This is a genomic window from Streptomyces sp. NPDC002868, assembly GCF_055563295.1.
Genome location: NZ_JBVHDR010000002.1, coordinates 595,165 through 617,619, shown reverse-complemented (window position 1 = coordinate 617,619; position 22,455 = coordinate 595,165). Strand labels below are relative to the sequence as shown.

The 22,455-nt window shown below is 71.1% G+C and carries 22 protein-coding genes; 6 read left to right on the top strand and 16 right to left on the bottom strand.

Features of this window, described 5'->3' with window-relative positions:
- Positions 1-157: 157 nt before the first annotated feature.
- From ACZ3H8_RS08755 to ACZ3H8_RS08730, 6 genes are all read right to left on the bottom strand, one after another.
- A complete protein-coding gene (locus ACZ3H8_RS08755; RefSeq protein WP_467399152.1) occupies positions 158-358 on the bottom strand; it encodes a PspC domain-containing protein in 201 nt (66 codons plus the stop codon).
- A 94-nt stretch (positions 359-452) separates the two neighbouring features.
- Positions 453-1,022: a VanZ family protein gene (locus ACZ3H8_RS08750; RefSeq protein WP_467399149.1), complete on the bottom strand. Its 570-nt coding sequence runs from the start codon at positions 1,020-1,022 to the stop codon at positions 453-455.
- A gap of 100 nt (positions 1,023-1,122) precedes the next feature.
- Complete coding sequence (locus ACZ3H8_RS08745; protein WP_467399147.1) at positions 1,123-1,758, bottom strand: hypothetical protein; 636 nt, start codon at positions 1,756-1,758, stop codon at positions 1,123-1,125.
- Positions 1,755-3,323, bottom strand: a complete 1,569-nt coding sequence (locus tag ACZ3H8_RS08740) for an ATP-binding protein (protein ID WP_467399144.1) — start codon at positions 3,321-3,323, stop codon at positions 1,755-1,757. Before ACZ3H8_RS08740 ends, ACZ3H8_RS08745 begins: the two co-directional genes overlap by 4 nt.
- 43 nt (positions 3,324-3,366) lie before the next feature.
- Positions 3,367-4,044, bottom strand: coding sequence for a two-component system response regulator AfsQ1 (gene afsQ1, locus ACZ3H8_RS08735; RefSeq protein ID WP_175257369.1), 678 nt, complete (start codon positions 4,042-4,044; stop codon positions 3,367-3,369).
- Between the two features lie 130 nt (positions 4,045-4,174).
- The gene (locus ACZ3H8_RS08730) at positions 4,175-4,570 is read right to left on the bottom strand and encodes a hypothetical protein (RefSeq protein ID WP_467399142.1); all 396 of its coding nucleotides are present in this window, start codon (positions 4,568-4,570) and stop codon (positions 4,175-4,177) included.
- A 352-nt stretch (positions 4,571-4,922) separates the two neighbouring features.
- Between ACZ3H8_RS08730 and ACZ3H8_RS08725 the strand changes: the two genes are divergently transcribed.
- A complete protein-coding gene (locus ACZ3H8_RS08725) occupies positions 4,923-5,657 on the top strand; it encodes a SigE family RNA polymerase sigma factor (protein ID WP_356223015.1) in 735 nt (244 codons plus the stop codon).
- 308 nt (positions 5,658-5,965) lie between these two features.
- Here ACZ3H8_RS08725 and ACZ3H8_RS08720 read toward each other — a convergent pair whose 3' ends face one another.
- Positions 5,966-6,607 (bottom strand): hypothetical protein, encoded by a 642-nt coding sequence (locus tag ACZ3H8_RS08720; protein ID WP_467399138.1) that lies wholly within the window; start codon positions 6,605-6,607, stop codon positions 5,966-5,968.
- Positions 6,608-6,727: 120 nt separating this feature from the next.
- Between ACZ3H8_RS08720 and ACZ3H8_RS08715 the strand changes: the two genes are divergently transcribed.
- Positions 6,728-7,129, top strand: a complete 402-nt coding sequence (locus tag ACZ3H8_RS08715) for a hypothetical protein (RefSeq protein WP_467399135.1) — start codon at positions 6,728-6,730, stop codon at positions 7,127-7,129.
- 114 nt (positions 7,130-7,243) lie between these two features.
- On the opposite strand, the gene ACZ3H8_RS08710 is transcribed toward ACZ3H8_RS08715, so the two are convergent.
- The 3 genes from ACZ3H8_RS08710 to deoC are packed head-to-tail and all read right to left on the bottom strand — an operon-like array spanning position 7,244 to position 10,507.
- Positions 7,244-8,134, bottom strand: a complete 891-nt coding sequence (locus tag ACZ3H8_RS08710; protein WP_467399133.1) for an aldehyde dehydrogenase family protein — start codon at positions 8,132-8,134, stop codon at positions 7,244-7,246.
- Positions 8,127-9,563 carry an aldehyde dehydrogenase family protein gene (locus ACZ3H8_RS08705; RefSeq protein WP_467399960.1) on the bottom strand — a complete coding sequence of 479 codons (1,437 nt, stop codon included), beginning with the start codon at positions 9,561-9,563 and terminating at the stop codon, positions 8,127-8,129. Before ACZ3H8_RS08705 ends, ACZ3H8_RS08710 begins: the two co-directional genes overlap by 8 nt.
- Positions 9,563-10,507 carry a deoxyribose-phosphate aldolase gene (gene deoC, locus ACZ3H8_RS08700; RefSeq protein ID WP_307661504.1) on the bottom strand — a complete coding sequence of 315 codons (945 nt, stop codon included), beginning with the start codon at positions 10,505-10,507 and terminating at the stop codon, positions 9,563-9,565. The genes ACZ3H8_RS08705 and deoC overlap by 1 nt, the downstream gene beginning before the upstream one ends.
- 136 nt (positions 10,508-10,643) lie before the next feature.
- On the opposite strand from deoC, the gene ACZ3H8_RS08695 reads away from it, so the two are divergent.
- A complete protein-coding gene (locus tag ACZ3H8_RS08695; RefSeq protein WP_467399130.1) occupies positions 10,644-11,279 on the top strand; it encodes a PH domain-containing protein in 636 nt (211 codons plus the stop codon).
- A gap of 110 nt (positions 11,280-11,389) precedes the next feature.
- On the opposite strand, the gene ACZ3H8_RS08690 is transcribed toward ACZ3H8_RS08695, so the two are convergent.
- The 4 genes from ACZ3H8_RS08690 to ACZ3H8_RS08675 all read right to left on the bottom strand — a co-directional run bounded on the left by ACZ3H8_RS08690 (position 11,390) and on the right by ACZ3H8_RS08675 (position 16,030).
- Entirely contained in the window at positions 11,390-12,595 is a 1,206-nt protein-coding gene (locus ACZ3H8_RS08690) for a hypothetical protein (RefSeq protein WP_467399128.1), read from the bottom strand.
- Between the two features lie 134 nt (positions 12,596-12,729).
- Positions 12,730-14,424 (bottom strand): phospho-sugar mutase, encoded by a 1,695-nt coding sequence (locus ACZ3H8_RS08685; RefSeq protein ID WP_467399125.1) that lies wholly within the window; start codon positions 14,422-14,424, stop codon positions 12,730-12,732.
- 235 nt (positions 14,425-14,659) lie between these two features.
- Positions 14,660-15,490 carry a purine-nucleoside phosphorylase gene (locus ACZ3H8_RS08680; RefSeq protein WP_467399123.1) on the bottom strand — a complete coding sequence of 277 codons (831 nt, stop codon included), beginning with the start codon at positions 15,488-15,490 and terminating at the stop codon, positions 14,660-14,662.
- A gap of 102 nt (positions 15,491-15,592) precedes the next feature.
- A complete protein-coding gene (locus tag ACZ3H8_RS08675; RefSeq protein ID WP_142214025.1) occupies positions 15,593-16,030 on the bottom strand; it encodes a gamma-glutamylcyclotransferase family protein in 438 nt (145 codons plus the stop codon).
- Between the two features lie 164 nt (positions 16,031-16,194).
- Here ACZ3H8_RS08675 and ACZ3H8_RS08670 point away from each other — a divergent pair, with 164 nt between their 5' ends.
- Together ACZ3H8_RS08670 and ACZ3H8_RS08665 are read left to right on the top strand one after the other, a co-directional pair.
- On the top strand, positions 16,195-17,634 hold the full coding sequence (locus tag ACZ3H8_RS08670; RefSeq protein WP_467399119.1) for an NAD(P)H-quinone dehydrogenase: 1,440 nt from the start codon (positions 16,195-16,197) through the stop codon (positions 17,632-17,634).
- 155 nt (positions 17,635-17,789) lie between these two features.
- A complete protein-coding gene (locus tag ACZ3H8_RS08665) occupies positions 17,790-18,752 on the top strand; it encodes a DeoR/GlpR family DNA-binding transcription regulator (RefSeq protein ID WP_467399115.1) in 963 nt (320 codons plus the stop codon).
- Positions 18,753-18,982: 230 nt separating this feature from the next.
- Here the strand turns inward: ACZ3H8_RS08665 and ACZ3H8_RS08660 are convergent, their stop codons facing one another.
- Positions 18,983-19,594: a TetR/AcrR family transcriptional regulator gene (locus tag ACZ3H8_RS08660; protein ID WP_467399113.1), complete on the bottom strand. Its 612-nt coding sequence runs from the start codon at positions 19,592-19,594 to the stop codon at positions 18,983-18,985.
- 287 nt (positions 19,595-19,881) lie between these two features.
- Positions 19,882-21,636 (bottom strand): acetyl/propionyl/methylcrotonyl-CoA carboxylase subunit alpha, encoded by a 1,755-nt coding sequence (locus ACZ3H8_RS08655; RefSeq protein WP_467399110.1) that lies wholly within the window; start codon positions 21,634-21,636, stop codon positions 19,882-19,884.
- Between the two features lie 356 nt (positions 21,637-21,992).
- On the opposite strand from ACZ3H8_RS08655, the gene ACZ3H8_RS08650 reads away from it, so the two are divergent.
- Complete coding sequence (locus ACZ3H8_RS08650) at positions 21,993-22,454, top strand: hypothetical protein (RefSeq protein WP_467399108.1); 462 nt, start codon at positions 21,993-21,995, stop codon at positions 22,452-22,454.
- The last annotated feature ends 1 nt before the right edge of the window (position 22,455 follow it).

Genomic DNA, 22,455 nt, shown 5'->3' with positions numbered 1-22,455 from the left:
CGTGGGGCGGGGGGGGGGGGGGGGGCGGGGGGGGGCGGGGGGGCCGCCCGGGCGGGGGCTGCCGGGGGGCCCCCCCCCCAAACCGGGGGGGGGCCCCCCCCGGTGGGGGGGGGCCCCCCCACTTTGCTTGTGCCAGGAGGTACTGCCAGGCGGTGAACTACCAGGCGGTGCCGGCGGTCTTCTCCGACGGCAGCAGCGCCCACAGCGCCAGGTAGAGCAGGAACTGCGGCCCGGGCAGCAGACACGAGAGCACGAAGATCACACGCATCGTGGTTGCGGAGGTGCCGAAGCGCCGAGCCAGCGCTGCGCACACTCCACCGATCATGCGTCCGTCTCGGGGGCGGGCAAGTGCGGACATGGTGGGCTCCTTCGCGAGAACCGGTCGTGGGAGCAGCTCCGTCGTGCTCCCGATGACTCCATGGTGGCCGAGCGAAGGGGGTCAAAGCGTCGCTCTACGGTGCGATCCCGACCCTGGGAATCGTCGGGGTAGCCCCCTGAGGCGCCTCATCCCGCAGCAGGGCCCCGCGGCGCTGCCGGGAGGAGCCCGCGGCCGCCCGCTCCTGCCTGCGACGGAGGCGGGCCCGGCCCGCGGGCACCACCAACAGATGGGCCAGGGCCACCCCGGCCGTGTTCAGCAGCAGCGAGTCCACGTCGAGCACCCGGCCGGGCACCCCGGTCTGCAGCAGCTCGATGCCGAGCGACAGCAGGGCTCCGGCCGCGATCGTGCGGGCCAGCGAGGCCAGGGGCGAGACGGTGAGCCGGCCGCCCGCCATCGGCAGCAGTATGCCGAGAGGTGCCAGCAGCAGCAGTCCTTCGGCTATCCGGCGCGCGGCCTGAACGGAACCCAGCGCCAGGTCCGCCTTTATCCCGGCGAACGGCTCGAGATTCGTGGCCGTCACCCACACCACGTCCAGCGGGCGCAGCGTCAGCCATGCGACGAGCAGCAGATGCGCGAGGAGGAGGATGACCCCCGCCGCGCGGAAGCGGATGGCGGCACTGCCGACCGGACCTTGACGCTGCACGCCCCCCAAGACGCATGCTGCGCGCGAATCGGTTCCGCGCGGCGCCAAGAGGAACCCGGCCGGCCCAGGGGGAGGCCTGCGACGCCTACGGGGACGACGCCTACGACGAGGGGAGCGGACCGAGGGTCGGCACGGCCTCGTCGGGCCGCTGCTTGGTCCCGGCGGAACACTGGTACCCCCGCGGCGCGTACTCCCCGGGCCCGCCCAGCAGCACCGAGCCGTCCGTAGCGGCCGTCCTGCTCTCCGCGAAGGTGCAGACGATCTGGGCGAGCGCCGCCGTCGGAAGGTCCTCCGGCTGACGGCTCAGCCGCAGCGTGCCCGCGGGATCGCCCTCGCGCGGCCCGCTCAGCGTCAGCGGCCCGCCTACGTACGTGACGAAGCCGGCCTCGTGCTCCGGCGACGACGGCTCCTCCTGGAGCTCGTCGAGGAGTGCCTGCGCCACCTGTACGCGGCTGTCGACGGCCTTCCCCTCGGGAATTCGGGCCGTACGGTCCACGGACTCCAGCTGCGATGCGCAGACCAGGTAGACGCGGACCGGGACGCCCTGCGGCTGCGCCTGCGGGGTTACGTTCTCGCCGGTCACCTCACAGGGCGCGCGCGAGGGGGCGGGGCCCGCGTCGACCGGCACCTGGGTGGGCCGGATCCCGCAGCCGCCGAGCACCACGGCGGTCGTGAGCACGGCCAGAGTGGCTGCCGTGCGCCGGGCACGGGTGCGGGTACGGCCGTTCGGCGTCACTGCGCGTCTCCCTCTCCCCGATCGCGGTTGCGCTCTTCGCCACCGTCCGCGTCCGCATCCCCGTCGTCGTGCCCGTCGCTGTCCTTCAGCGACGAGGCGTCGCGCGGCAGCCGCAGTACGAACACCGCGCCGTCGCCGTCCGCGGAGTTCGCCGCGATGATGTCGCCACCGTGGATGTGCGCGTTCTCCATCGCGATCGACAGCCCCAGACCGCTGCCCTCGGAGCGCGGCCGCGAGGCGCTCGCCTTGTAGAACCGGTCGAAGACATGCGGCAGTACGTCCTCGGGGATGCCGGGCCCGTGGTCCCGTACCTCGATCAGCAGCTCGTGGTCGACCGGCCGCACCGACACCCGTACCGGCGAACCGCCGTGCTTGAGTGCGTTGCCGATCAGATTCGCCAGAATCACGTCGAGCCGGCGCGGATCGAGCCGCGCCATGATCCCGCGCTCGGCGTCCAGCTCCACCGCGTCCAGCCAGGCACGTGCGTCGATGCAGGCGGTGACCTGGTCGGCGACGTCGACCGTGTCCACTACGAGCCTGGCCGTGCCCGCGTCGAAGCGGGTGACCTCCATCAGATTCTCGACGAGGTCGCCGAGCCGCCGGGTCTCGCTCACCACCAGGTTCACGGCGGGCGCGATCATCGGGTCGAGGCTGTCGGCCTCGTCCTCCAGCACCTCGGTGACGGCGGTGAGCGCGGTCAGCGGGGTGCGCAGCTCGTGCGACATGTCGGCGACGAAGCGGCGGCTGGACTCCTCCCGCGCGCTCATGTCCGCGACCTTCTTCTCCAGCGACTCCGCCGTCTTGTTGAACGTCCTTGCCAGCTCGGCGAGTTCGTCCGTGCCGGAGACCCGCAGCCGGGTGTCGAGCTTGCCCTCGCCGAGCCGGCGGGCCGCCTCACCGAGGCGGTGCACGGGCTTGAGCACGGTAGTGGCCGCGGCCTGCGCGAGCAGCGCGGAGCCGACGAGCGCGAGCGCGGTGGCGATCCCCAGGGACCAGGCGAGCGAGTTGAGGTCCTGGCGCTCCTGGTCCAGCGACTTGAACAGATAGCCGGTCGGACCGCCGCCGATGATCCGCGTGCCGCCTACCAGATAGGGCTTGCTGCCGCGCTGGGTGCGCTGCCAGTAGAGGTGGTACGGGACGGAGTTGCCCGCGCCGACGCCCTGCCGCTCGTTCACCGCCTCCTGCAGCTTGTCCGGCACGTCGTCGAGCGTGAAGCTGTCCGGGTCCGATGCGCCGGCGATCGGCTTGCCCTCGGCCCGCTCGCCGATGAGCAGCACGCTGTAGCCGGAGTTGCCGCCGGCCATCTGCTCGGCGGCCTTCTGCAGCTCGTTCTGCGTGGGGTGCAGCGGCAGCGCGGCGGCCCGGTTCTGCATCTCCTGGCGGAAGTCCCGGAGCGCCGAGTCCTGCGTACGGGTCAGCACGGCTTCGCGGTTGAGCCAGTACGCGATGCCCGACGCGGACACGGCGGCGGTCAGCGCGACCAGGGCGAAGACGACGACGAGACGCAGCCGCAGGCTCGTCCAGCGAAGTCCGGCGAGGATCGCGCGCTTTGCGGCACCGCTCACCGAGGGGTTCCGTTCCTGTGGGCCGTCACCGTGTGCACATGTCTCACTGCGGGACGTCCAGCCGGTAGCCCACGCCACGCACCGTACGGATCAGGGTCGGTGAGGACGGCACGTCCTCCACCTTCGCCCGCAACCGCTGCACACACGCGTCGACCAGCCGTGAGTCGCCGAGGTAGTCGTGCTCCCACACCAGCCGCAGCAGCTGCTGCCGCGACAGGGCCTGCCCGGGCCTGCGGCTCAGTTCCAGCAGCAGCCGCAGCTCGGTCGGCGTGAGCTGCAGGTCCTCACCGTTCTTGGTGACCGTCATCGCGGAGCGGTCGATCACCAGCGAGCCGAAGGTCGCCGAGTCGGTGGACTCCCGCTCTCCGCGCCGCAGCACCGCGCGGATCCGGGCGTCCAGCACACGGCCCTGCACGGGTTTGACGACATAGTCGTCCGCGCCCGACTCAAGGCCCACGACCACATCGATGTCGTCGCTGCGCGCGGTCAGCAGGATGATCGGCAGCTGGTCGGTCCGCCTGATCCGCCGGCACACCTCGAAACCGTCGATCCCGGGCAGCATCACATCCAGCACGATCAGGTCCGGCCGCTGCTCGCGCAGCAGCTTCAGGCCGTCCTCGCCCGTCGCCGCGGTGGCCACTCGGTGGCCCTGGCGTGACAGCGAGAGTTCGAGGGCCGTGCGGATGGCGTCGTCGTCCTCGATCAGCAACAGGAAAGGCACGGAGGTCATTCTGGCCCATTGGGGTGCCGGAGTTCGACCGTTGGGGCCCTCTCACACGACTCCTCCGCTTGTGAGAGGCGTTTCGAGCGCTTCCGGGACGGATGGGAGAGGGCTTTACCGGAGGGTTCCGTCAGAAGATCCGGACCCCGGGGCTGCCGTGCAGCGCAGGCGGACCGTCCGGCGGCCGGCAGTACAGCGCGGCCTTCGCGTCCTCGCAGCTCTCGCCGATGGAGCGCCGGGAAGCCGGCGAGAGGTAGAGCTGGTCGGCGAACGGCTGTGCCTGGCCGTCGTCTATGAGGCACGGCCAGCTGATCACCGACGGGATCGTGATCGCGACGGTGTCGGCCATGGGGTAGGAGTCGCAGAAGCTCAGCACTGCGAGGCGGGGCGGATGCCGAGCCCGGGCGATCTGCTCGCAGAACGCTTCCCGGCGTACACGGAGCGCCCCGTCCTCCTCGCTGGAGGAACACGCCGTCGAAGGACCTGTGCGCTGCGAAGTGCAGGACGGCCGGGCTGTGCCGGTCAAGTGCGGCGCAGATCTCGGGGAGCCCGACGCCACCCGGGCCGTGGTGGTGGGCGGGGGAGTGCGGCCGTGATCGTCGCCGAGCAGGGAGGCGTCGGCGCCCGGTCGCATGGCCGCGTGCAGGAGCCGCCTCCCCTGTTCGTTCCAGCGGGCCGCACCACCCCGGGCGTCCGCAGAACGCCAAGGCGGTCAGGGCTTCGACGATTCGCCAATCCGTGCGGCGTCACGGTGCAGTTGAGCGTCGGCCGGGCCCTGTGACAGGTCTGTGACAGTCGACGGACAGCGCCATGAAACTGCCGGGGCAAGCTTCTTGGCACACGGACAGAAGCTGACTCCACTCGACGGGGGGCGCGAGATGAACGCACTGCACAGCACCAACTCAAGCGCAGTTGTCACGCGTCTCCACGACGTCGTGAGGAGCACGGAGAAGTCCGGCGCCGTGAACGGGCGGGGGTGCGTTCGCGGCGCCGGGCGTCAGCACAAGCCGTCGTACATGACGGTGGTTGACGCACCCGTGGGGGGCAGCGGGGCCGCGTACGGGGAGGCAACGGGGGAGCGGACGAGCCTTTCGGAGGCGGAGTTCACCGCCTACGTGCAGGAGCGCCGCGCCTCCCTGTACGCGACCGCGTACCACCTGACCGGTGACCGGTTCGAGGCGGAGGATCTGCTGCAGAGCGCGCTGTTCTCGACGTACCGGGCCTGGGACAGGATCAGCGACAAGGCGGCGGTCGGGGGCTATCTGCGCCGCACGATGACCAACCTGCACATCAGCGCCTGGCGCCGGCGCAAGCTCAACGAGTACCCGACGGAGGAGCTGCCGGAGACGGCGAGCGACACCGACGCGATGCGGGGTACGGAGCTGCGCGCGGTGCTCTGGCAGGCGCTGGCCAGGCTGCCCGAGCTCCAGCGGACGATGCTGGTCCTTCGCTACTACGAGGGCCGCACCGACCCGGAGATCGCGGAGATCCTGGACATCAGTGTCGGCACGGTGAAGTCGAGCATCTGGCGGTCGCTCCGCCGGCTGCGCGAGGACGAGGTCCTCAGCTTCGGCCGTGACGAGGAAGAGTCCTTCGGCGAGCTGGTGGCCTGAGGGTAACGGGGGGAACGGGGCCGCTGTTTCGGGGGAGACGGCGGGAACGGGGGAACCACGGGGTCACGGGGGACCACGGGGAAACAGAGCGGGACCGGACAGGCCGGGGGGTCTTGTCCGGCCCCGCACTTCTTTTTTTGCGCCTCTCGCACCGTTCGGCCCGAGGGGCCACCGGTCCCGGTTGAGGCGACGGGGCCCGCGCAGCGGAAGCCTGGGCAACGCGAGCGTGCGGCGCGAAGCTGCCGCCACCGGCGCGTGGGGTACCCCGTACCCCACCATCAAGGGCGGGCGGGTGGGAACGACCCCCGTTACGCCAACGTCCGCGCCGCAGGCGACCTTCGGCAGCGGCCCGCGGCCGCCGCCGCCAAGCGGCCCAGGGCCTCCTCTTTGCCGCAGGGGTGCGCTCCCAGGCTTGTCTGGCGGGCCACGATGCCGCGTTCCGCGCGCATCAGGCGCCAGCCGCGGCGGAGCAGGAAGCCCACCGACTTGCGGCCCTCGCGCAGGTCCCGGGCCAGCCGGCGGCGGAACGTCGTCGACGGGCGGCCGCGCAGGCACAGCGCGTCCGCCAGCACGCCCAGTTCCTGGCAGCGCTCGACGATGTCCGCCGCGAAGATGCCCTCCGCCACGAACAGCGGCGTGCGGTCGATGTCGAGCGCCGCCGTGTCGACGCGTGCGCTCGTGGCGATGTCGTACACGGGGACGGTCGTACGTCCCGTACGGCACAGCTCCACGATCGCCGCCACCGCCGCATCCGCGTCCCAGGACCCTGGGGAGTCCCAGTCGATGTCCGTACTGCCCGCGACGAGCGGCAGCGTCGGGTCGCCGGCCTCTTTGTAGAAGTCGTCGAGGCGCAGCACCGGCAGGCCGGTGCGGGCGGCGAGGGACGACTTTCCGGAGCCTGAGGGGCCCGCGAGCAAGACGACGCGGGTCGGGATGGGTTGGGAACTCACGGGAGACAAGTGTGCGGCATTGACCCGGGCAGGGGACCCCCCGGGGCAGCGGTTGGTATCGGGAGTCCCGACTCAACTACTCTGCGCACTCACACGATTACTCGAATAGGCAGGAATCCCATGGCTCGTCATGCAGCTTCGAACAACCAGCGGCGCGCTCTGCGGCGCGTCGGTCTGACCGTCGCCGCGGCGGGTGCGGCCATCGGCGCGGGAGGTGCGGCGGCGCAGGCGGCGCCCATGCCGCCGGTGGGCGCACCCCCGGCGTCCGGGCAGTCGGCGGACGACCTCAATGTGCCTGCCGGGGTCGAGCACGCGCTGCCGGGCGCGCTGGCTCCGGTCAAGCGCCTTCAGCTCGACCCGCTGGCGAACACCGGCGTCGACCCGCTGAACAACGCCGTGGGCACGCAGATCGCGGACTTCAAGCCGGTGAGCACCGCGATGGTGACGGACCCGGTGGCCAAGGGCGGCGCACTGCGGGACCTGCCGCTGGTCGGGCAGGCGACGGCGCTGCTCCCGGGCTGAGCCGCGCGCACAAGAGAGCCCCCTGCCGCCGGACGGGACGGCAGGGGGCTCGGTCATGGGGCCGGGTCGGCCCGGGCGGGTGGACGGTCCGGGCGCCGGGACGGTCCGGGTGGGTCAGTACGCCGAACCGGACGCGCCGAGCGAGCCCGTCGGGTGCCAGACCGTCTTGGTCTCCAGGAAGGCCGTCAGGCGGTGGGTGCCGGGGTCGGCCGAGAAATCCACAGCCTGTGGACGAAGGACGCGCTTGAGGTTGTCCGCCGCCGCGATCTCCAGCTCCTCCGCCAGTTCGTCATCGGCACCGGTGAGGTCGATGGCGTTGACGTCCTGGTGCGAGGCCAGCGGCGTCGCGATCTCGGCGGTCCGGCCCGAGAGGACGTTGACCACGCCGCCGGGGAGGTCGGATGTGGCCAGCACCTCGCCGAGGGAGAGGGCCGGGAGCGGGGACTTCTCGCTCGCGACGACGATCGCCGTATTGCCAGTGGCGATCACCGGGGCGAGCACCGAGACCAGGCCCAGGAACGACGACTCCTGCGGAGCGAGGATCGTCACGACGCCGGTCGGCTCGGGGATGGAGAGGTTGAAGAACGGGCCCGCGACCGGGTTCGCCCCGCCCACGACCTGGCCGATCTTGTCCGTCCAGCCCGCGTACCAGACCCAGCGGTCGATCGCCGCGTCGACGACGGCCGCCGCCTTCGACTTGGACAGGCCCTCCGCGTCCGCCACTTCGCGTACGAACTGCTCGCGACGGCCCTCCAGCATCTCGGCGATGCGGTAGAGGATCTGGCCGCGGTTGTACGCGGTCGCGCCCGACCAGCCGCCGAAGGCCTTGCGGGCCGCGACGACCGCGTCACGCGCGTCCTTGCGGGAGGAGAGAGGGGCGTTGGCCAGCCACTTGCCCTTGGAGTCCGTCACCTCGTACACCCGGCCGCTCTCGGAGCGGGGGAACTTGCCCCCGACGTACAGCTTGTAGGTCTTGAAGACGCCAAGACGAGACACGTCAGACATCGAGGTAGGCCTCCAGACCGTGACGGCCGCCCTCGCGGCCGAAGCCCGACTCCTTGTAGCCGCCGAACGGCGAGGTCGGGTCGAACTTGTTGAACGTGTTGGCCCACACCACACCAGCGCGGAGCTTGCCGGCGACCGCGAGGATGCGGGAGCCCTTCTCCGTCCAGATTCCGGCGGACAGGCCGTACTGGCTGTTGTTGGCCTTGGCGACCGCCTCGTCCGGCGTACGGAACGTCAGCACCGACAGCACCGGGCCGAAGATCTCGTCGCGCGCGATCCTGTGCGCCTGAGTGACATTCGTGAACAGCGTCGGGGCGAACCAGTAGCCGGAACTCGGCAGCTCGCACGCCGGCGACCAGCGCTCGGCACCCTCCGCCTCGCCCGTCTCGGTCAGCGCCTTGATGCGGGCCAGCTGCTCGGCGGAGTTGATCGCGCCGATGTCGGTGTTCTTGTCCAGCGGGTCGCCGAGGCGCAGCGTGGAGAGGCGGCGCTTGAGCGAGTCGAGCAGCTCGTCCTGGATCGACTCCTGCACCAGCAGGCGCGAGCCCGCGCAGCAGACCTGGCCCTGGTTGAAGAAGATGCCGGTGACGATGCCCTCGACGGCCTGGTCGATGGGGGCGTCGTCGAAGACGATGTTCGCGCCCTTGCCGCCCAGTTCGAGGGTGACCTTCTTGTCGGTGCCGGCGATCTGGCGGGCGATGGCCTTGCCGACGGCGGTCGAGCCGGTGAAGGCGACCTTGTTGACGTCGGGGTGCTCGACGAGCGCGGCGCCCGTCTCGCCGTATCCCGGAAGGATGTTGACGACGCCCTTCGGCAGTCCCGCCTGTCGGCAGATGTCCGCGAAGAAGAGGGCGGAGAGCGGGGTCGTCTCGGCGGGCTTCAGCACCACGGTGTTGCCGGTGGCGAGCGCCGGGGCGATCTTCCACGCGAGCATCAGCAGCGGGAAGTTCCAGGGGATGACCTGGCCTGCGACGCCGAGCGGGCGCGGGCCGGGTCCGTACCCGGCGTGGTCGAGCTTGTCGGCCCAGCCCGCGTAGTAGAAGAAGTGCGCGGCGACGAGGGGGAGGTCCGCGTCGCGGGTCTCCTTGATCGGCTTGCCGTTGTCGAGGGTCTCCAGGACGGCCAGTTCGCGCGAGCGCTCCTGGATGATCCGCGCGATGCGGAACAGGTACTTGGCGCGCTCCGTGCCGGGCAGCGCCGACCACTTCTCGAACGCCTTGCGGGCCGCCTTCACGGCGCGGTCCACGTCCTCGGCGCCGGCCTGGGCGACCTCGGAGAGGACTTCCTCGGTGGAGGGGGAGACCGTCTTGAAGACCCTGCCGTCCGCGGCGTCGGTGAACTCGCCGTCGATGAAGAGGCCGTACGACGGCGCGATGTCGACGATCGACCGCGATTCGGGGGCGGGTGCGTACTCAAAAGCCATGGTGATCAGTCCACCGTCACGTAGTCGGGGCCGGAGTAGCGGCCGGTCGCCAGCTTCTGACGCTGCATCAGCAGGTCGTTCAGCAGGCTCGACGCGCCGAAGCGGAACCAGTGGTTGTCCAGCCAGTCCTCGCCGACGGTCTCGTTGACCAGGACGAGGAACTTGATGGCGTCCTTGGTGGTGCGGATACCGCCCGCGGGCTTCACGCCGATCTGGATGCCGGTCTGCGCGCGGAAGTCGCGCACGGCCTCCAGCATCAGGAGCGTGTTGGCCGGGGTGGCGTTGACCGCGACCTTGCCGGTCGAGGTCTTGATGAAGTCCGCGCCGGCCAGCATGCCGAGCCAGGAGGCGCGGCGGATGTTGTCATACGTGGAGAGTTCGCCGGTCTCGAAGATGACCTTCAGCCGGGCGGGGCCGGCGGCCTCCTTCACGGCCCGGATCTCCTCGTACACCTTCAAGTATCGACCCGAGAGGAAGGCTCCCCGGTCGATCACCATGTCGATCTCGTCGGCCCCGGCGGCGACGGCGTCGCGGGTGTCCGCGAGCTTCACGTCGAGCGCGGCGCGGCCGGCCGGGAAGGCGGTGGCGACGGAGGCGACCTTGACGCCGGAGCCCTTCAGGGCCTCGGCGGCGACGGCGGCCATGTCGGGGTAGACGCAGACCGCGGCGGTCGCCGGGGTCGTGCGGTCGGTCGGGTCGGGATGGACGGCCTTGGCGGCGAGCGCCCGGACCTTGCCCGGGGTGTCCGCGCCTTCGAGCGTCGTCAGGTCGATCATCGAGATGGCCAGGTCAATGGCGTACGCCTTGGCCGTGGTCTTGATCGAACGCGTCCCCAGCCCTGCGGCGCGTGCCTCCAGGCCGACGGCGTCGACGCCGGGCAGGCCGTGGAGGAAGCGGCGCAGTGTGCTGTCGGACGCGGTCACGTCAGCGAATGCGGGTGCAGAGGGCATGGTCACAAGGGGAGCATATCTACGCGCGTAGCAACCTGTACAGGGGGTCCGGGCGAAGGTTGCCCGAGGGAGGGTGGGCGGCAGGTGTCACCAGGCCAGGGAACCACGGCCGGAGGCGTACGGCAGAATCGGAACCATGACCAGCCCCCAGCAGCCCGCCGAGCCCACCTACGCCGACCGGACCTTCCGGTCGCCCGGCGCGATGGTGGGCGGAGCGCTGCTGCTCGCGCTCATCACCTGGATCTGCGGGGACGCGTTGATCCGGGGCGAGGGGCGCACGCCGTGGCTGGCACTCGCCGCGGCGCTGCTGACCGTCCCGCTTGTGGTGGCGTTCACACTGCGGCCGGCGGTCTTCGCCAACAAAGACCGGCTGCGGATCAGGAACCCCTTCCGGACGATCACGCTGCCCTGGGCGGCGGTCGCGGATGTGCGGGCCGGGTACTCCAGCGAGGCGTTCACACAGGACGGTACGAAGTACCAGCTGTGGGCGATCCCGGTCTCGCTGCGGCAGCGCAAGCGGGCCGCGCGGCGCCAGATGCAGCACGCGCAGGACGACCCGCACGGGCGGACGTCGGTGAGCGCGGATGTCACCGACTCCAAGGCGCGGGTCGCGCCCGCGGACCAGACGGTCGCGGACCTGCGGGAACTGGCCGAGCGCAACGCCGCGCTGCCGGGTGCGCAGGGTGAGCCGCAGATCCGCTGGGCGTATGAGATCGTCGCGCCGGCGGTGGCCGGGGCGGCGCTGCTCACGGTGCTGCTGGCGATCGGCTGAAGGCGGCCGACGACCGATCCGTTGACGGTCGATCCGTCGACGGTCTGCTGACGTTCGAGCAGCTGACCGTCGATCGGCTCGCGGTCGGCGTCTGTGACCGCAGCCCCCGGTCACGGTGGGCCCTTCCACACCAGCAGCATGTACGCCCCCAGCCACGCCGACCACAGCGTCGCAGCTCCCAGCACCACCCCCACCACCGCCGTACGCCGCGCCCGCGCCAGCGCCCGTGCGACCGGCATCAACAGCGGGAAGCCCGGCAGCAGAAAGCGGGCGCGCGGGAAGTAGACGCCGCCGCTGCCGAGGACGACCAGCAGCAGCACGCCGGTGAAGACCAGCAGCGCGAGCGGCTGCCGTTCGGCGATGCAGAGCAGATACAGCCCGACCGACACGATCAGCACCACCGACACGATCACCAGGAACAGCTGAGGACGTGTCATGTAGACGAGCAGCTGCCGCAATTCGCGCAGCGTGCGCGCCCCGCCGTCCCACTCGTTCCGCCACAGCTTCTGTACGAGGAAGTAGCCGTCCGCGCGGCCCACCCGCAGTCCGACCCACGCGACGTACGCCAGCCACCCCGCCGGCGCGATCAGCGCCCCCGCCAGCGCCGCCCAGCGCCCGCCCCGGCCTTGGCGGCAGGACAGCAGCGCGGCGACCGACACCGCCGCCGCCAGCGCGATGCCCGTCGGCCTGGTCAGCCCTGCCAGCGTCGCGAGCGAACCCGCCCACAGCCAGCGCCCCGCCAGCACCGCGTACAGCGCCCATGCCGCGAGCGCCGTGAACAGCGACTCGGTGTAGCCCATCCACTGGACCATCGCGACGGGCATCACGCCCCACAGCACGGTGAGCAGGATCCCGACCCGTCGCCCGTACAGCCGGTCGCCCACCGCGAAGATGCCCCACGCCGCGACGAGCGAGAACCCGACCGCGAGCAGCAGCGCCACCGTCGCGCGCGAGCCGGGCGTGACCCCGGCGACGGCCTTCACCAGCACCGGATAGAGCGGGAAGAAGGCGAGGTTGTTGTCGTTGACACGGGTGCCGAGGGCGTCGTCGTACCCCTGGTCGGCGATCTCCAGGTACCAGCGCGAGTCCCAGGAGGTGGCCAGCGTCGGCCAGATGCCGTGCCCCCGCACATGCGACCACCTGGAGAGAACCAGCAGCCCGAACAGCCGCACCGCGAGATAGCCGATCAGCGCCGGCGCGGCCCGTCGCAGTGCCCGCGTCAGCCCGTCCCGTAGGCCTGCCGGGCCATCGCCTCCCGGGGCCGGCGGCCGACGGGAGGCGGGGACGGTGGCTCGAACGGTCGCGGCGAGGGACACAGCGGCTGCTCCTGGGACTCGGCGTGCACTCGGCGTGCGCTACCGGGCCACCCTTTCCCGGCCGCTCCGAAGGAGCGGCTGCCGCTGCCTCGACTCCGTACGAGATTCACTCGTACGGGCGGTCGTACGGGCGGTCAGATACCGGCTGCCGCCGCCAGGTCCCGCTTGATCCCCTCCAGGACCTCCGTCGCCCGCTCCCGCGCGGACGCCAGCTCGCTCGCGTCCGCGACCGGCACGACGACCTCCAGATAGCACTTGAGCTTCGGCTCGGTGCCGCTCGGGCGGACGATGACGCGGGCACTGAACTCGCCGTCGAGGTAGTACCGCAGGCCGTCCGTCGGCGGCAGCTTGTCCGTGCCCCGGTTCAGGTCCTCGGCGACGGCGACCCGCAGCCCGGCGAGCACGGCCGGCGGCTGCTCGCGCAGCGCGCGCATCGCGTTCGCGATGATGCTCAGGTCCTCGACCCGCACCGACAGCTGATCGGTGGCGTGCAGCCCGTGCGCGACGGCGAGGTCGTCGAGCAGATCGGTGAGGGTGCGGCCCTGCTCCTTGAGCTCCGAGGCGAGCTCGGCGACGACGAGGGCCGCGGTGATGCCGTCCTTGTCGCGTACGCCGTCGGGGTCGACGCAGTAGCCCAGCGCCTCCTCGTAGCCGTACCGCAGGCCCTCCACGCGGGCGATCCACTTGAAGCCGGTCAGCGTCTCCTCGTACGGGAGTCCTGCCGCGTCCGCGATCCGCCCGAGCAGGGACGAGGACACGATGGACTCGGCGAAGGTGCTGTTCTTGTCCCGCGAAGACACCCCCTTGTGGACGAGGTGCGCGGCGAGCAGCGCTCCGACCTCGTCGCCGCGGAGCATCTTCCAGTCCGGGCCTTCGGGGACGGCTACGGCGCAGCGGTCCGCGTCGGGGTCATTGGCGATGACGATGTCCGGCTGGACCCGGCGGGCGGTCTCGAAGGCGAGATCCATCGCCCCCGGTTCCTCCGGATTGGGGAACGCGACGGTCGGGAAGGCCGGGTCGGGCTCGGCCTGCTCCTGTACGAGGGTGGGCGCGGGGAAGCCGGCGCGGGCGAAGGCGGCGGTCAGTACGTCCTTGCCGACGCCGTGCATGGCGGTGTAGACGACGCGGGCGGTGCGGGGGGAGCCGGGGGTCAGCACGGCGTCCGTACGCTCCAGATAGGCCTCCAGGGCCTCGTCGCCGAGGGTGTCCCAGCCGGTCTCGGCGCGCGGTACGTCGCCCAGGCTGCGGATCGCGTCGATCTCGGAGGCGATCTCCGCGTCGGCGGGCGGCACGATCTGGGAGCCGTCGCCGAGGTAGACCTTGTAGCCGTTGTCACGCGGGGGGTTGTGGCTTGCGGTGACCTCGACGCCCGCGGCGGCGCCCAGCTTCCTTATGGCGAAGGCGAGTACGGGCGTGGGCAGCGGGCGCGGCAGCACGGCGGCGCGGAGGCCGGCGCCGACCATGACGGCGGCGGTGTCGAGCGCGAAGTCGGCGGACTTGTACCGGGCGTCGTACCCGATGACGACGAGCCCGTCGCCCTGCCCCTTCGCCTTCAGGTACGCGGCGAGCCCGGCGGCGGCCCGGATGACGACGGCCCGGTTCATCCGCATGGGCCCGGCCCCGAGCTCTCCGCGCAGCCCGGCCGTCCCGAACTGCAGCGTCCCGGCGAACCGCACGGCGAGCTCGTCGAGGTCCTGCGCCTCGATGAGCTTCCCGAGCTCGTCCCGGGTCTCACTGTCCGGGTCCTCGGCCTGCCACGCCCTGGCCCGCGCGATGAGGTCCTGCTGCACGGTTGGTCCGCCTCTCGTGTGTTTTCGTCGCCCGACCATTCTCGGGCGGGGTGTTGTTCCCCCACCCCGCCCCTTCCCGTAACCGGGGCTCCGCCCCAGGCCCCGCGCCTCAAACGCCGGAGGGGCTGCACATGCAGCCCGTCCGGCGTTTGAGGACACGCCCGGAGGGCGTACGGGGGTCTGGGGGGCTTGCCCCCAGTTCGGGAAGGGGCGGGGTGGGGGAAAGCCCCGGCCGAGCCGCCGCACCCCCGCACCCCCCGAACAAAGCGCACCGTCAGATGCGGTCCAGTACCCGCGTCAGCAGGTCGCCCATCCGGGCCGCCGAGTCCCGTCCCGCCTGCAGCACTTCCTCGTGGTTCAGCGGCTCGCCCGTCAGGCCCGCCGCCAGGTTCGTGACCAGGGAGATGCCCAGCACCTCCGCGCCCGCCTCGCGCGCCGCGATCGCCTCGAGGACCGTGGACATGCCCACCAGGTCGCCGCCCAGCACGCGGACCATGTTGATCTCGGCCGGCGTCTCGTAGTGCGGGCCGGGGAACTGCACGTACACGCCCTCCTCCAGCGACGCGTCGATCTCCTTGCACAGTGCACGCAGCCGCGGCGAGTACAGGTCCGTCAGGTCCACGAAGTTCGCCCCGACGATCGGCGACGTCGCCGTCAGGTTGATGTGGTCGCTGATCAGCACCGGCTGGCCGGGCCGCATGCCCTCGCGCAGACCGCCGCAGCCGTTCGTCAGGACGACGGTCTTGCAGCCCGCGGCGATCGCCGTGCGCACCCCGTGCGCGACCGCGGCGACACCGCGGCCCTCGTAGTAGTGCGTACGGCCCAGGAAGACCAGCACGTGCTTCGCGCCGATCCGGTACGAGCGGATCTTGCCGCCATGGCCCTCGACCGCCGGCGGCGGGAAGCCGGGCAGCTCGGTGACCGGGAACTCGGCCTCGGGCGTACCGAGCGCGTCGACGGCCGGGGCCCAGCCGGAGCCCATCACCAGGGCTACGTCATGCGTCTCGGTGCCGGTCAGCTCACGCAGGCGCGCGGCTGCGGCATCGGCTGCGGCGTGGGGGTCGGCGGTAGCGCCGTTGAGGTCCGGATTCACAGATGCGTTCACGCGGACGAGGGTAGCCGGTCATTCCCTACGCGCGTAGATGACGCAGCTCACGGTCTTTGGATCGTTGTCTTGTCGTTTCCGACAAACGGCGCGTCGAACGCACTAGCAGGGCCGCTTCCGCAGCTCCATCACATAGTCGTGCGGCGCCCCCGCCGAATCCGCCGCATCCGCCAGCTCCCCCAGATACCGGGCCGACGGCAGCCCGCCCTCGTACCCGTTCAGCACATACACCCAGGCCGGCTCCTCGCCGTCCAGCGTGTCCACCCGCACCCGCATACGCCGGTAGATGTCCAGGCCGACGCCCTCCCAGCGGTCCATCGAGTCCTCGTCCATCGGGGCGATGTCGTACAGCGCGACGAAGACCTGAGAGCGCGGCGCCTCCACGATCGTGGCCAGCGCCCCCTCCCAGCCCATCTGCTCGCCGCCGAAGGTCAGCCGCCAGCCGTTGAGCCAGCCGGTGCCGCGCAGCGGGGAGTGCGGGGCGCGGCGGGACATCAGCCGCGCGTCGAGGTTGCCGGCGTACGCGGCGTAGAGCGACATGGGATCGAGGGTACGGGAGGGGCACGGGTGGTTGCCGTTCACCAATCGAGGGACCCGGGGCGATGGCACTTGAACCGTGCGGGACAATGGGGGACGTACTGCGGTCCCATGGGGCCATCCCCCGAACCCGGCAGAACGTAACGAGAGCGCGAGGCGTAACCCCAGTGACCCGGATCGTGATCATCGGTGGCGGACCCGGCGGATACGAGGCGGCCCTGGTGGGCGCCCAGCTCGGCGCGGAGGTGACCGTCGTCGACTGCGACGGCCTCGGCGGGGCGTCGGTGCTGACCGACTGCGTACCGTCGAAGACCCTCATCGCCACGGCCGAGGTGATGACGACCTTCGACTCCTCCTACGAAGAGCTCGGCATCATCGTGGCCGACGACACCCCGCCGCTGGAGCAGGCGGCCCGCGTGGTCGGCGTGGACCTCGGCAAGGTCAACCGACGGGTGAAGCGGCTCGCCCTCGCCCAGTCCCACGACATCACGGCCTCCGTCACCCGGGCCGGCGCGCGCGTACTGCGCGGCCGCGGCCGGCTGGAGGGCCAGCAGGCGATGGACGGCTCCCGCAAGGTGGTCGTGCGCGCCGCGGACGGCACCGAGGAGACGCTGACCGCCGACGCCGTGCTGATCGCGACCGGCGGTCACCCGCGCGAGATCCCGGACGCCCTCCCCGACGGGGAGCGGATTCTGAACTGGACGCAGGTGTACGACCTGGACGAGCTCCCCGAGGAGCTCATCGTGGTCGGTTCCGGCGTTACGGGCGCGGAGTTCGCTGGCGCGTACCAGGCGCTCGGCTCCCGGGTCACCCTCGTCTCGTCCCGCGACCGCGTGCTGCCCGGCGAGGACCCGGACGCCGCCGCCGTCCTCGAGGACGTCTTCCGCCGCCGAGGCATGAACGTCATGGCCCGCTCCCGCGCCGAGTCCGCCAAGCGCGTCGGCGACCGGGTCGAGGTCACGCTCTCCGACGGCCGGGTCATCTCCGGCTCGCACTGCCTGATGGCGGTCGGCGCGATCCCGAACTCGGCGGGTATGGGCCTGGAGGAGGCCGGGGTCCGGCTCAAGGACTCGGGCCACATCTGGACCGACAAGGTCTCCCGTACGAGCGCCCCCGGCGTGTACGCCGCCGGCGACGTCACCGGCGTCTTCGCACTCGCCTCGGTCGCGGCCATGCAGGGCCGCATCGCGATGTACCACTACCTGGGCGACGCGGTGCAGCCGCTGAACCTCAAGACCGTCTCGTCGAACGTCTTCACCGACCCGGAGATCGCGACCGTCGGCTACAGTCAGGCGGACGTGGACGCGGGCAAGATCGACGCGCGGTCGGTCAAGCTGCCGCTGCTGCGCAACCCGCGCGCGAAGATGCAGGGCATCCGGGACGGCTTCGTCAAGATCTTCTGCCGGCCGGGTACGGGGATCGTGGTGGGCGGCGTGGTCGTCTCGCCGCGTGCCAGCGAACTGATCCATCCCATCTCGATCGCGGTCGACAACAATCTGACGGTGGAGCAGATCGCAAACGCTTTCACTGTGTATCCGTCTCTGTCGGGGTCGATCGCGGAGGTGGCACGGCAGTTGCAGAGCCGGAAAACGACGGGCGAAGCGTGATGCGGGTGTAAACCCGAAGGACCCCGGGTACTCGGCGCATCCGGCGATCAACTACGGTTCCGCTCATACCACTTGGCGGCCCCGTGTGGGCGCAACTTCTGTTATTCGGCGCATAGTGCTGAAAACTATCGGCCGGTCAGGTTACTGTCAGTTTCGTGTTCGCTGCAGAACGTCGCCAATTGATCCTCGAAATGGTGCGTGCCAACGGGGCCGTGTCGCTCCGTGAGCTCGCCCGCGTCGTCCAGACCTCCGAAGTGACCGTACGGCGGGACGTGCGGGCGCTGGAGGCAGAAGGACTCCTCGACCGCCGGCACGGCGGTGCGGTACTGCCGGGCGGTTTTACGCGTGAATCCGGCTTTCCGCAGAAATCCTTGTCCGCGACCGCGGAGAAGACGGCCATCGCCGATCTTGCCGCGAGTCTCGTCGAAGAGGGCGAGGCCATCGTGGTCGGCGCGGGGACGACGACGCAGGAGCTGGCCCGCCGGCTCGCGCGCGTCCCCGGGCTGACCGTCGTCACCAACTCCCTGCTGGTGGCGCAGGCGCTGGCGCATGCCAACCGGGTCGAAGTCGTCATGACCGGGGGGACGTTGCGCGGCTCCAACTACGCGCTGGTGGGCAGCGGCGCGGAGCAGTCCCTGCAGGGGCTGCGGGTGTCCCGTGCCTTCCTCTCCGGGAGCGGACTGACCGCGGAGCGCGGACTGTCCACGTCCAACATGCTCTCGGCGAGCGTCGACCGGGCGCTGGTCCAGGCCGCCGCGGAGGTGGTGGTCCTCGCGGACCACACCAAGCTGGGCACCGACACGATGTTCCAGACGGTGCCCACGGACGTGATCACGCGGCTTGTCACCGATGAGCCGCCGACGCACGACGACCGCGCGGCGACGGAGCTCCAGGCGCTGGCGGACCAGGGGGTCCAGATCGCGGTGGCCGGATCGGGTGCGGGGGCCGCGGGCGGTGACGGCGTCCCGACGGGGCGTCAGCCCCGCCGGGACGTCCCTCTCCCGGGCCAACGCCGCACCCGCGGGGGCGCCCCGCTGCGCGCGGCGCCGGGATCCCTGACCCCGGACCAGCCCCCAGCGGAACGCGCAGCAAGGGTGGCGGACCTCCGCCGCCGCTGAGGCCCGTGCCCGCGCCGAGCGTGGAGGTGTTGTCCCACCGGCCCGCCCAATGACTGCACTTGGCAGGGGCGCGCCCAGGGGTCCGGTCTGTTCACTCGGGCGCGAGCCCGTCATCGCGGCTGCGGGCACGGCCGAAGGTCGTACGGGGTCTGGGGCGGAGCCCCAGTTCGGGGAAGGGGCGGGGTGGGGAAAGGCTCCGCGCAGCGGTACCCCCCCCGCCCGGAACCCCCTCAGCCGTCCGCCTCCCCCTTCAGCCCCCGCAGCGTCAGCATCAGCAGCCGGTCCGCCAACTCCGGGTCCCCCGGGTCCTGTTCCGCCGCCAGCGCGATCGCGTTCGTCAGCTGCATCAGGTCCCCGATCGACACATCCGCCCGCACTGCGCCGCTCTCCTGCGCCCGCACCAGCAGCCGCTCGCCCGCCTCGCGCATCGGCACGCTGCACTCCGACAGTGCCGAACTCTCGTCGTGCGAGGCCGACATGAGCGCCCGCGCCAGACCGCGGTACTCACCCGCATGAGTGATGATCGCGCGCAGCCACTCCACCAGAGCTCCGCACGGCTGCTCCGCCCCGGCGAGCTCGCGGGAGCGCTGCAGCAGTGAGGCCAGCGCGTCCTGGAAGACCGCGCTCATCATTGCGTGGCGGTTGGGGAAGTGCCGGTACAGGGTGCCGATACCCACGCCCGAGCGGCGTGCGATCTCCTCGAGCGACGCATCGGTTCCGTGTTCGGCGAAGACGGTACGGGCTTCGGTCAGCAGTCGTTCGTAGTTGCGGCGCGCGTCGGCTCGCATCGGCCGCGCCGAACCCGCCGCCGTACTCGCCGTACTCGTCGTGCTCGTCGCCATCGCGCCGTCCTCCCTGAGTCCGCCCCCGGATGTCCAGGATGCCACTGCGAAAACGGAGGGGTCCTCCGACTGCTGTCGTCCCCTGGAGGCATCGCCGCCATGTCCGAAGCGTTCGACGCGACCGTCGTGAACATCGTGCAGACCATGCAGCAGGTCGGCGGCGCGCTCGCCCTGCTCCTGCTGTCCCGCCCACCCGCCGACGGATCATGAACACACGTGTGGGGCCTGCCCGTTCTCACTCGAACGGGCAGGCCCCACACGTATGAACACAGCCGGACGGCCGGACGTCAGTCCTTGATCTCGCAGATGGTGGCGCCGGAGGAGATGGACGCGCCGACTTCGGCGGCCAGGCCCTTGATGGTGCCGGAGCGGTGCGCGTTGAGCGGCTGTTCCATCTTCATCGCTTCGAGTACGACGACGAGGTCGCCCTCACTGACCTCCTGGCCCTCCTCGACCGCGATCTTGACGATGGTGCCCTGCATCGGGGACGCGAGCGTGTCGCCGGAGGCCGCCGAGGCGGATTTCTTCGTGGCGCGCCGCTTGGGCTTGGCACCGGCGGCCAGGCCGGTACGGGCCAGGCTCATGCCCAGTGAGGAGGGCAGCGAGACTTCCAGGCGCTTGCCGCCGACCTCGACGATGACCGTCTCGCGGCCCGGCTCCTCCTCCGTCTCCGTCTCCGCCGGAGCGACGAACGGCTTGATGTCGTTGACGAACTCCGTCTCGATCCACCGGGTGTGCACGCGGAACGGGCTGGCGGTGAACGCCGGGTCGGTGACCACCGCGCGGTGGAAGGGGATCGCGGTGGCCATGCCCTCGACATTGAACTCCGCCAGCGCACGCGCCGCGCGCTGCAGCGCCTGCTCACGGCTGGCGCCGGTGACGATCAGCTTGGCCAGCAGGGAGTCCCAGGCCGGGCCGATGACGCTGCCGGACTCGACGCCCGCATCCAGGCGGACGCCGGGACCGGACGGCGTGGCGAAGGTGGTGACGGTGCCGGGGGCGGGCAGGAAGCCCCGGCCCGGGTCCTCACCGTTGATCCGGAACTCGAAGGAGTGCCCCCGCACCGCGGGGTCGTCGTAGCCGAGCTCCTCGCCGTCGGCGATCCGGAACATCTCGCGGACCAGGTCGATGCCGGTGACCTCTTCAGTGACCGGGTGCTCGACCTGCAGGCGGGTGTTGACCTCCAGGAAGGAGATGGTGCCGTCGGTGCCGACGAGGAACTCGACGGTGCCCGCACCCACATAGCCCGCTTCGCGCAGGATGGCCTTGGAGGCGGCGTACAGCTCGGCGTTCTGCGCCTCGGACAGGAACGGCGCCGGGGCCTCCTCCACCAGCTTCTGGTGGCGGCGCTGCAGCGAGCAGTCACGGGTCGATACGACCACGACGTTGCCGTGGGAGTCGGCCAGGCACTGGGTCTCCACATGCCGCGGCTTGTCCAGGTACCGCTCGACGAAGCACTCCCCGCGGCCGAACGCCGCAACAGCTTCGCGCACGGCGGAGTCGTACAGCTCCGGCACCTCCTCGAGGGTGCGGGCGACCTTCAGACCTCGGCCGCCACCGCCGAACGCGGCCTTGATCGCGATCGGCAGCCCGTGCTCCTGGGCGAAGGCGACGACCTCGTCGGCACCGGAGACCGGGTCCGGGGTGCCGGCGACCAGCGGCGCGCCGGCGCGCTGCGCGATATGACGGGCGGCAACCTTGTCACCCAGATCGCGGATCGCCTGCGGCGGCGGGCCGATCCAGGTCAGACCCGCGTCGATGACGGCCTGGGCGAAGTCGGCGTTCTCGGACAGGAAGCCGTAGCCGGGGTGAATGGCGTCGGCCCCCGAATCCTTCGCCGCCTGGAGCACCTTGGCCATGTCCAGATAGCTGGCGGCCGGGGTGTCACCGCCCAGGGCGAACGCTTCGTCGGCCGCGCGGACATGCAGAGCGTCCCGGTCCGGATCGGCGTAGACGGCTACGCTCGCGATCCCGGCGTCCCGGCATGCACGGGCAACGCGGACAGCGATTTCGCCACGGTTGGCGATGAGCACCTTGCGCACGATGGCTCCCTCCTTGAAACAAGCTGAGTTTAGGGACTGCCGACACGGCCTTTCGACCCATCCCCAATGGTGAGCTTGCCCACACGGAGCGTGATTCGAGGCTCGCGCAAGTCGCGAAATCCCTTGTCGCACCACGGTACGACGGGTTCCTCCCTCGAACAGTAGCCCTCGGGTGTGGCACAGGTCTCTGTTCGAGAGGCCAGCGACGGATGACGTTTCTTTGTCGAGTCCCTACGAATGGCCCAATGATTCTTTGCTGCGGGACCGAGCGTGCCGGAACCCTTGTCCCGCCCTTTACCCGTTAGTAGCGTTCACGCTGTCGTACGTACTTCCGGTAACAGAGGGTTGGGGGCGCCGTGGCGCGCAGACCGGTGGCCGTGGTGGCCGCGATTGTTCTGCTGGTGGAGGCCGTCGGCATCGTGCTGATCAACGGCATCCTCGCCACCTTCGTCGACAACCAGAACATGTCGCTCGCCGACCTGGACCCGGTTGCGATGGTCGCGGGCACCTGGGTGATGGGCGGGGTCTTCGGCCTGTATCTGGCGACGTGTGGCGTGTTGTGTCTGCTGATGGGGCTGCGCGACCGGGCCCCGGGGCGTCTCGCCCGGATCCTGCTGATCAGTTGCGCGATCGTGCACGGGGTATTCGGGGCGCTGACGGTGGGGCTCGTGGGGTGGGACGCGTTCGCGTTCCTGATGGTCGTGCTGGCGCTGATCGTGCTGACGCTGGTGTCGTACGGCAAGGAGAAGGAGAAGGAGAGGGGGCCCGGCGCCGAGAACGGCAACGGGGCGGAGACCGAGGCCCCCGCCACAGCCTGAA

Coding starts and splice junctions, on each gene's coding strand:
- ACZ3H8_RS08755 (WP_467399152.1), bottom strand. CDS start 358: ATGTCCGCACTTGCCCGCCCCCGAGACGGACGCATGATCGGTGGAGTG.
- ACZ3H8_RS08725 (WP_356223015.1), top strand. CDS start 4,923: ATGAACGCACTGCACAGCACCAACTCAAGCGCAGTTGTCACGCGTCTC.
- ACZ3H8_RS08715 (WP_467399135.1), top strand. CDS start 6,728: ATGGCTCGTCATGCAGCTTCGAACAACCAGCGGCGCGCTCTGCGGCGC.
- ACZ3H8_RS08710 (WP_467399133.1), bottom strand. CDS start 8,134: ATGTCTGACGTGTCTCGTCTTGGCGTCTTCAAGACCTACAAGCTGTAC.
- deoC (WP_307661504.1), bottom strand. CDS start 10,507: ATGCCCTCTGCACCCGCATTCGCTGACGTGACCGCGTCCGACAGCACA.
- ACZ3H8_RS08695 (WP_467399130.1), top strand. CDS start 10,644: ATGACCAGCCCCCAGCAGCCCGCCGAGCCCACCTACGCCGACCGGACC.
- ACZ3H8_RS08685 (WP_467399125.1), bottom strand. CDS start 14,424: ATGGTCGGGCGACGAAAACACACGAGAGGCGGACCAACCGTGCAGCAG.
- ACZ3H8_RS08675 (WP_142214025.1), bottom strand. CDS start 16,030: ATGTCGCTCTACGCCGCGTACGCCGGCAACCTCGACGCGCGGCTGATG.
- ACZ3H8_RS08660 (WP_467399113.1), bottom strand. CDS start 19,594: ATGGCGACGAGCACGACGAGTACGGCGAGTACGGCGGCGGGTTCGGCG.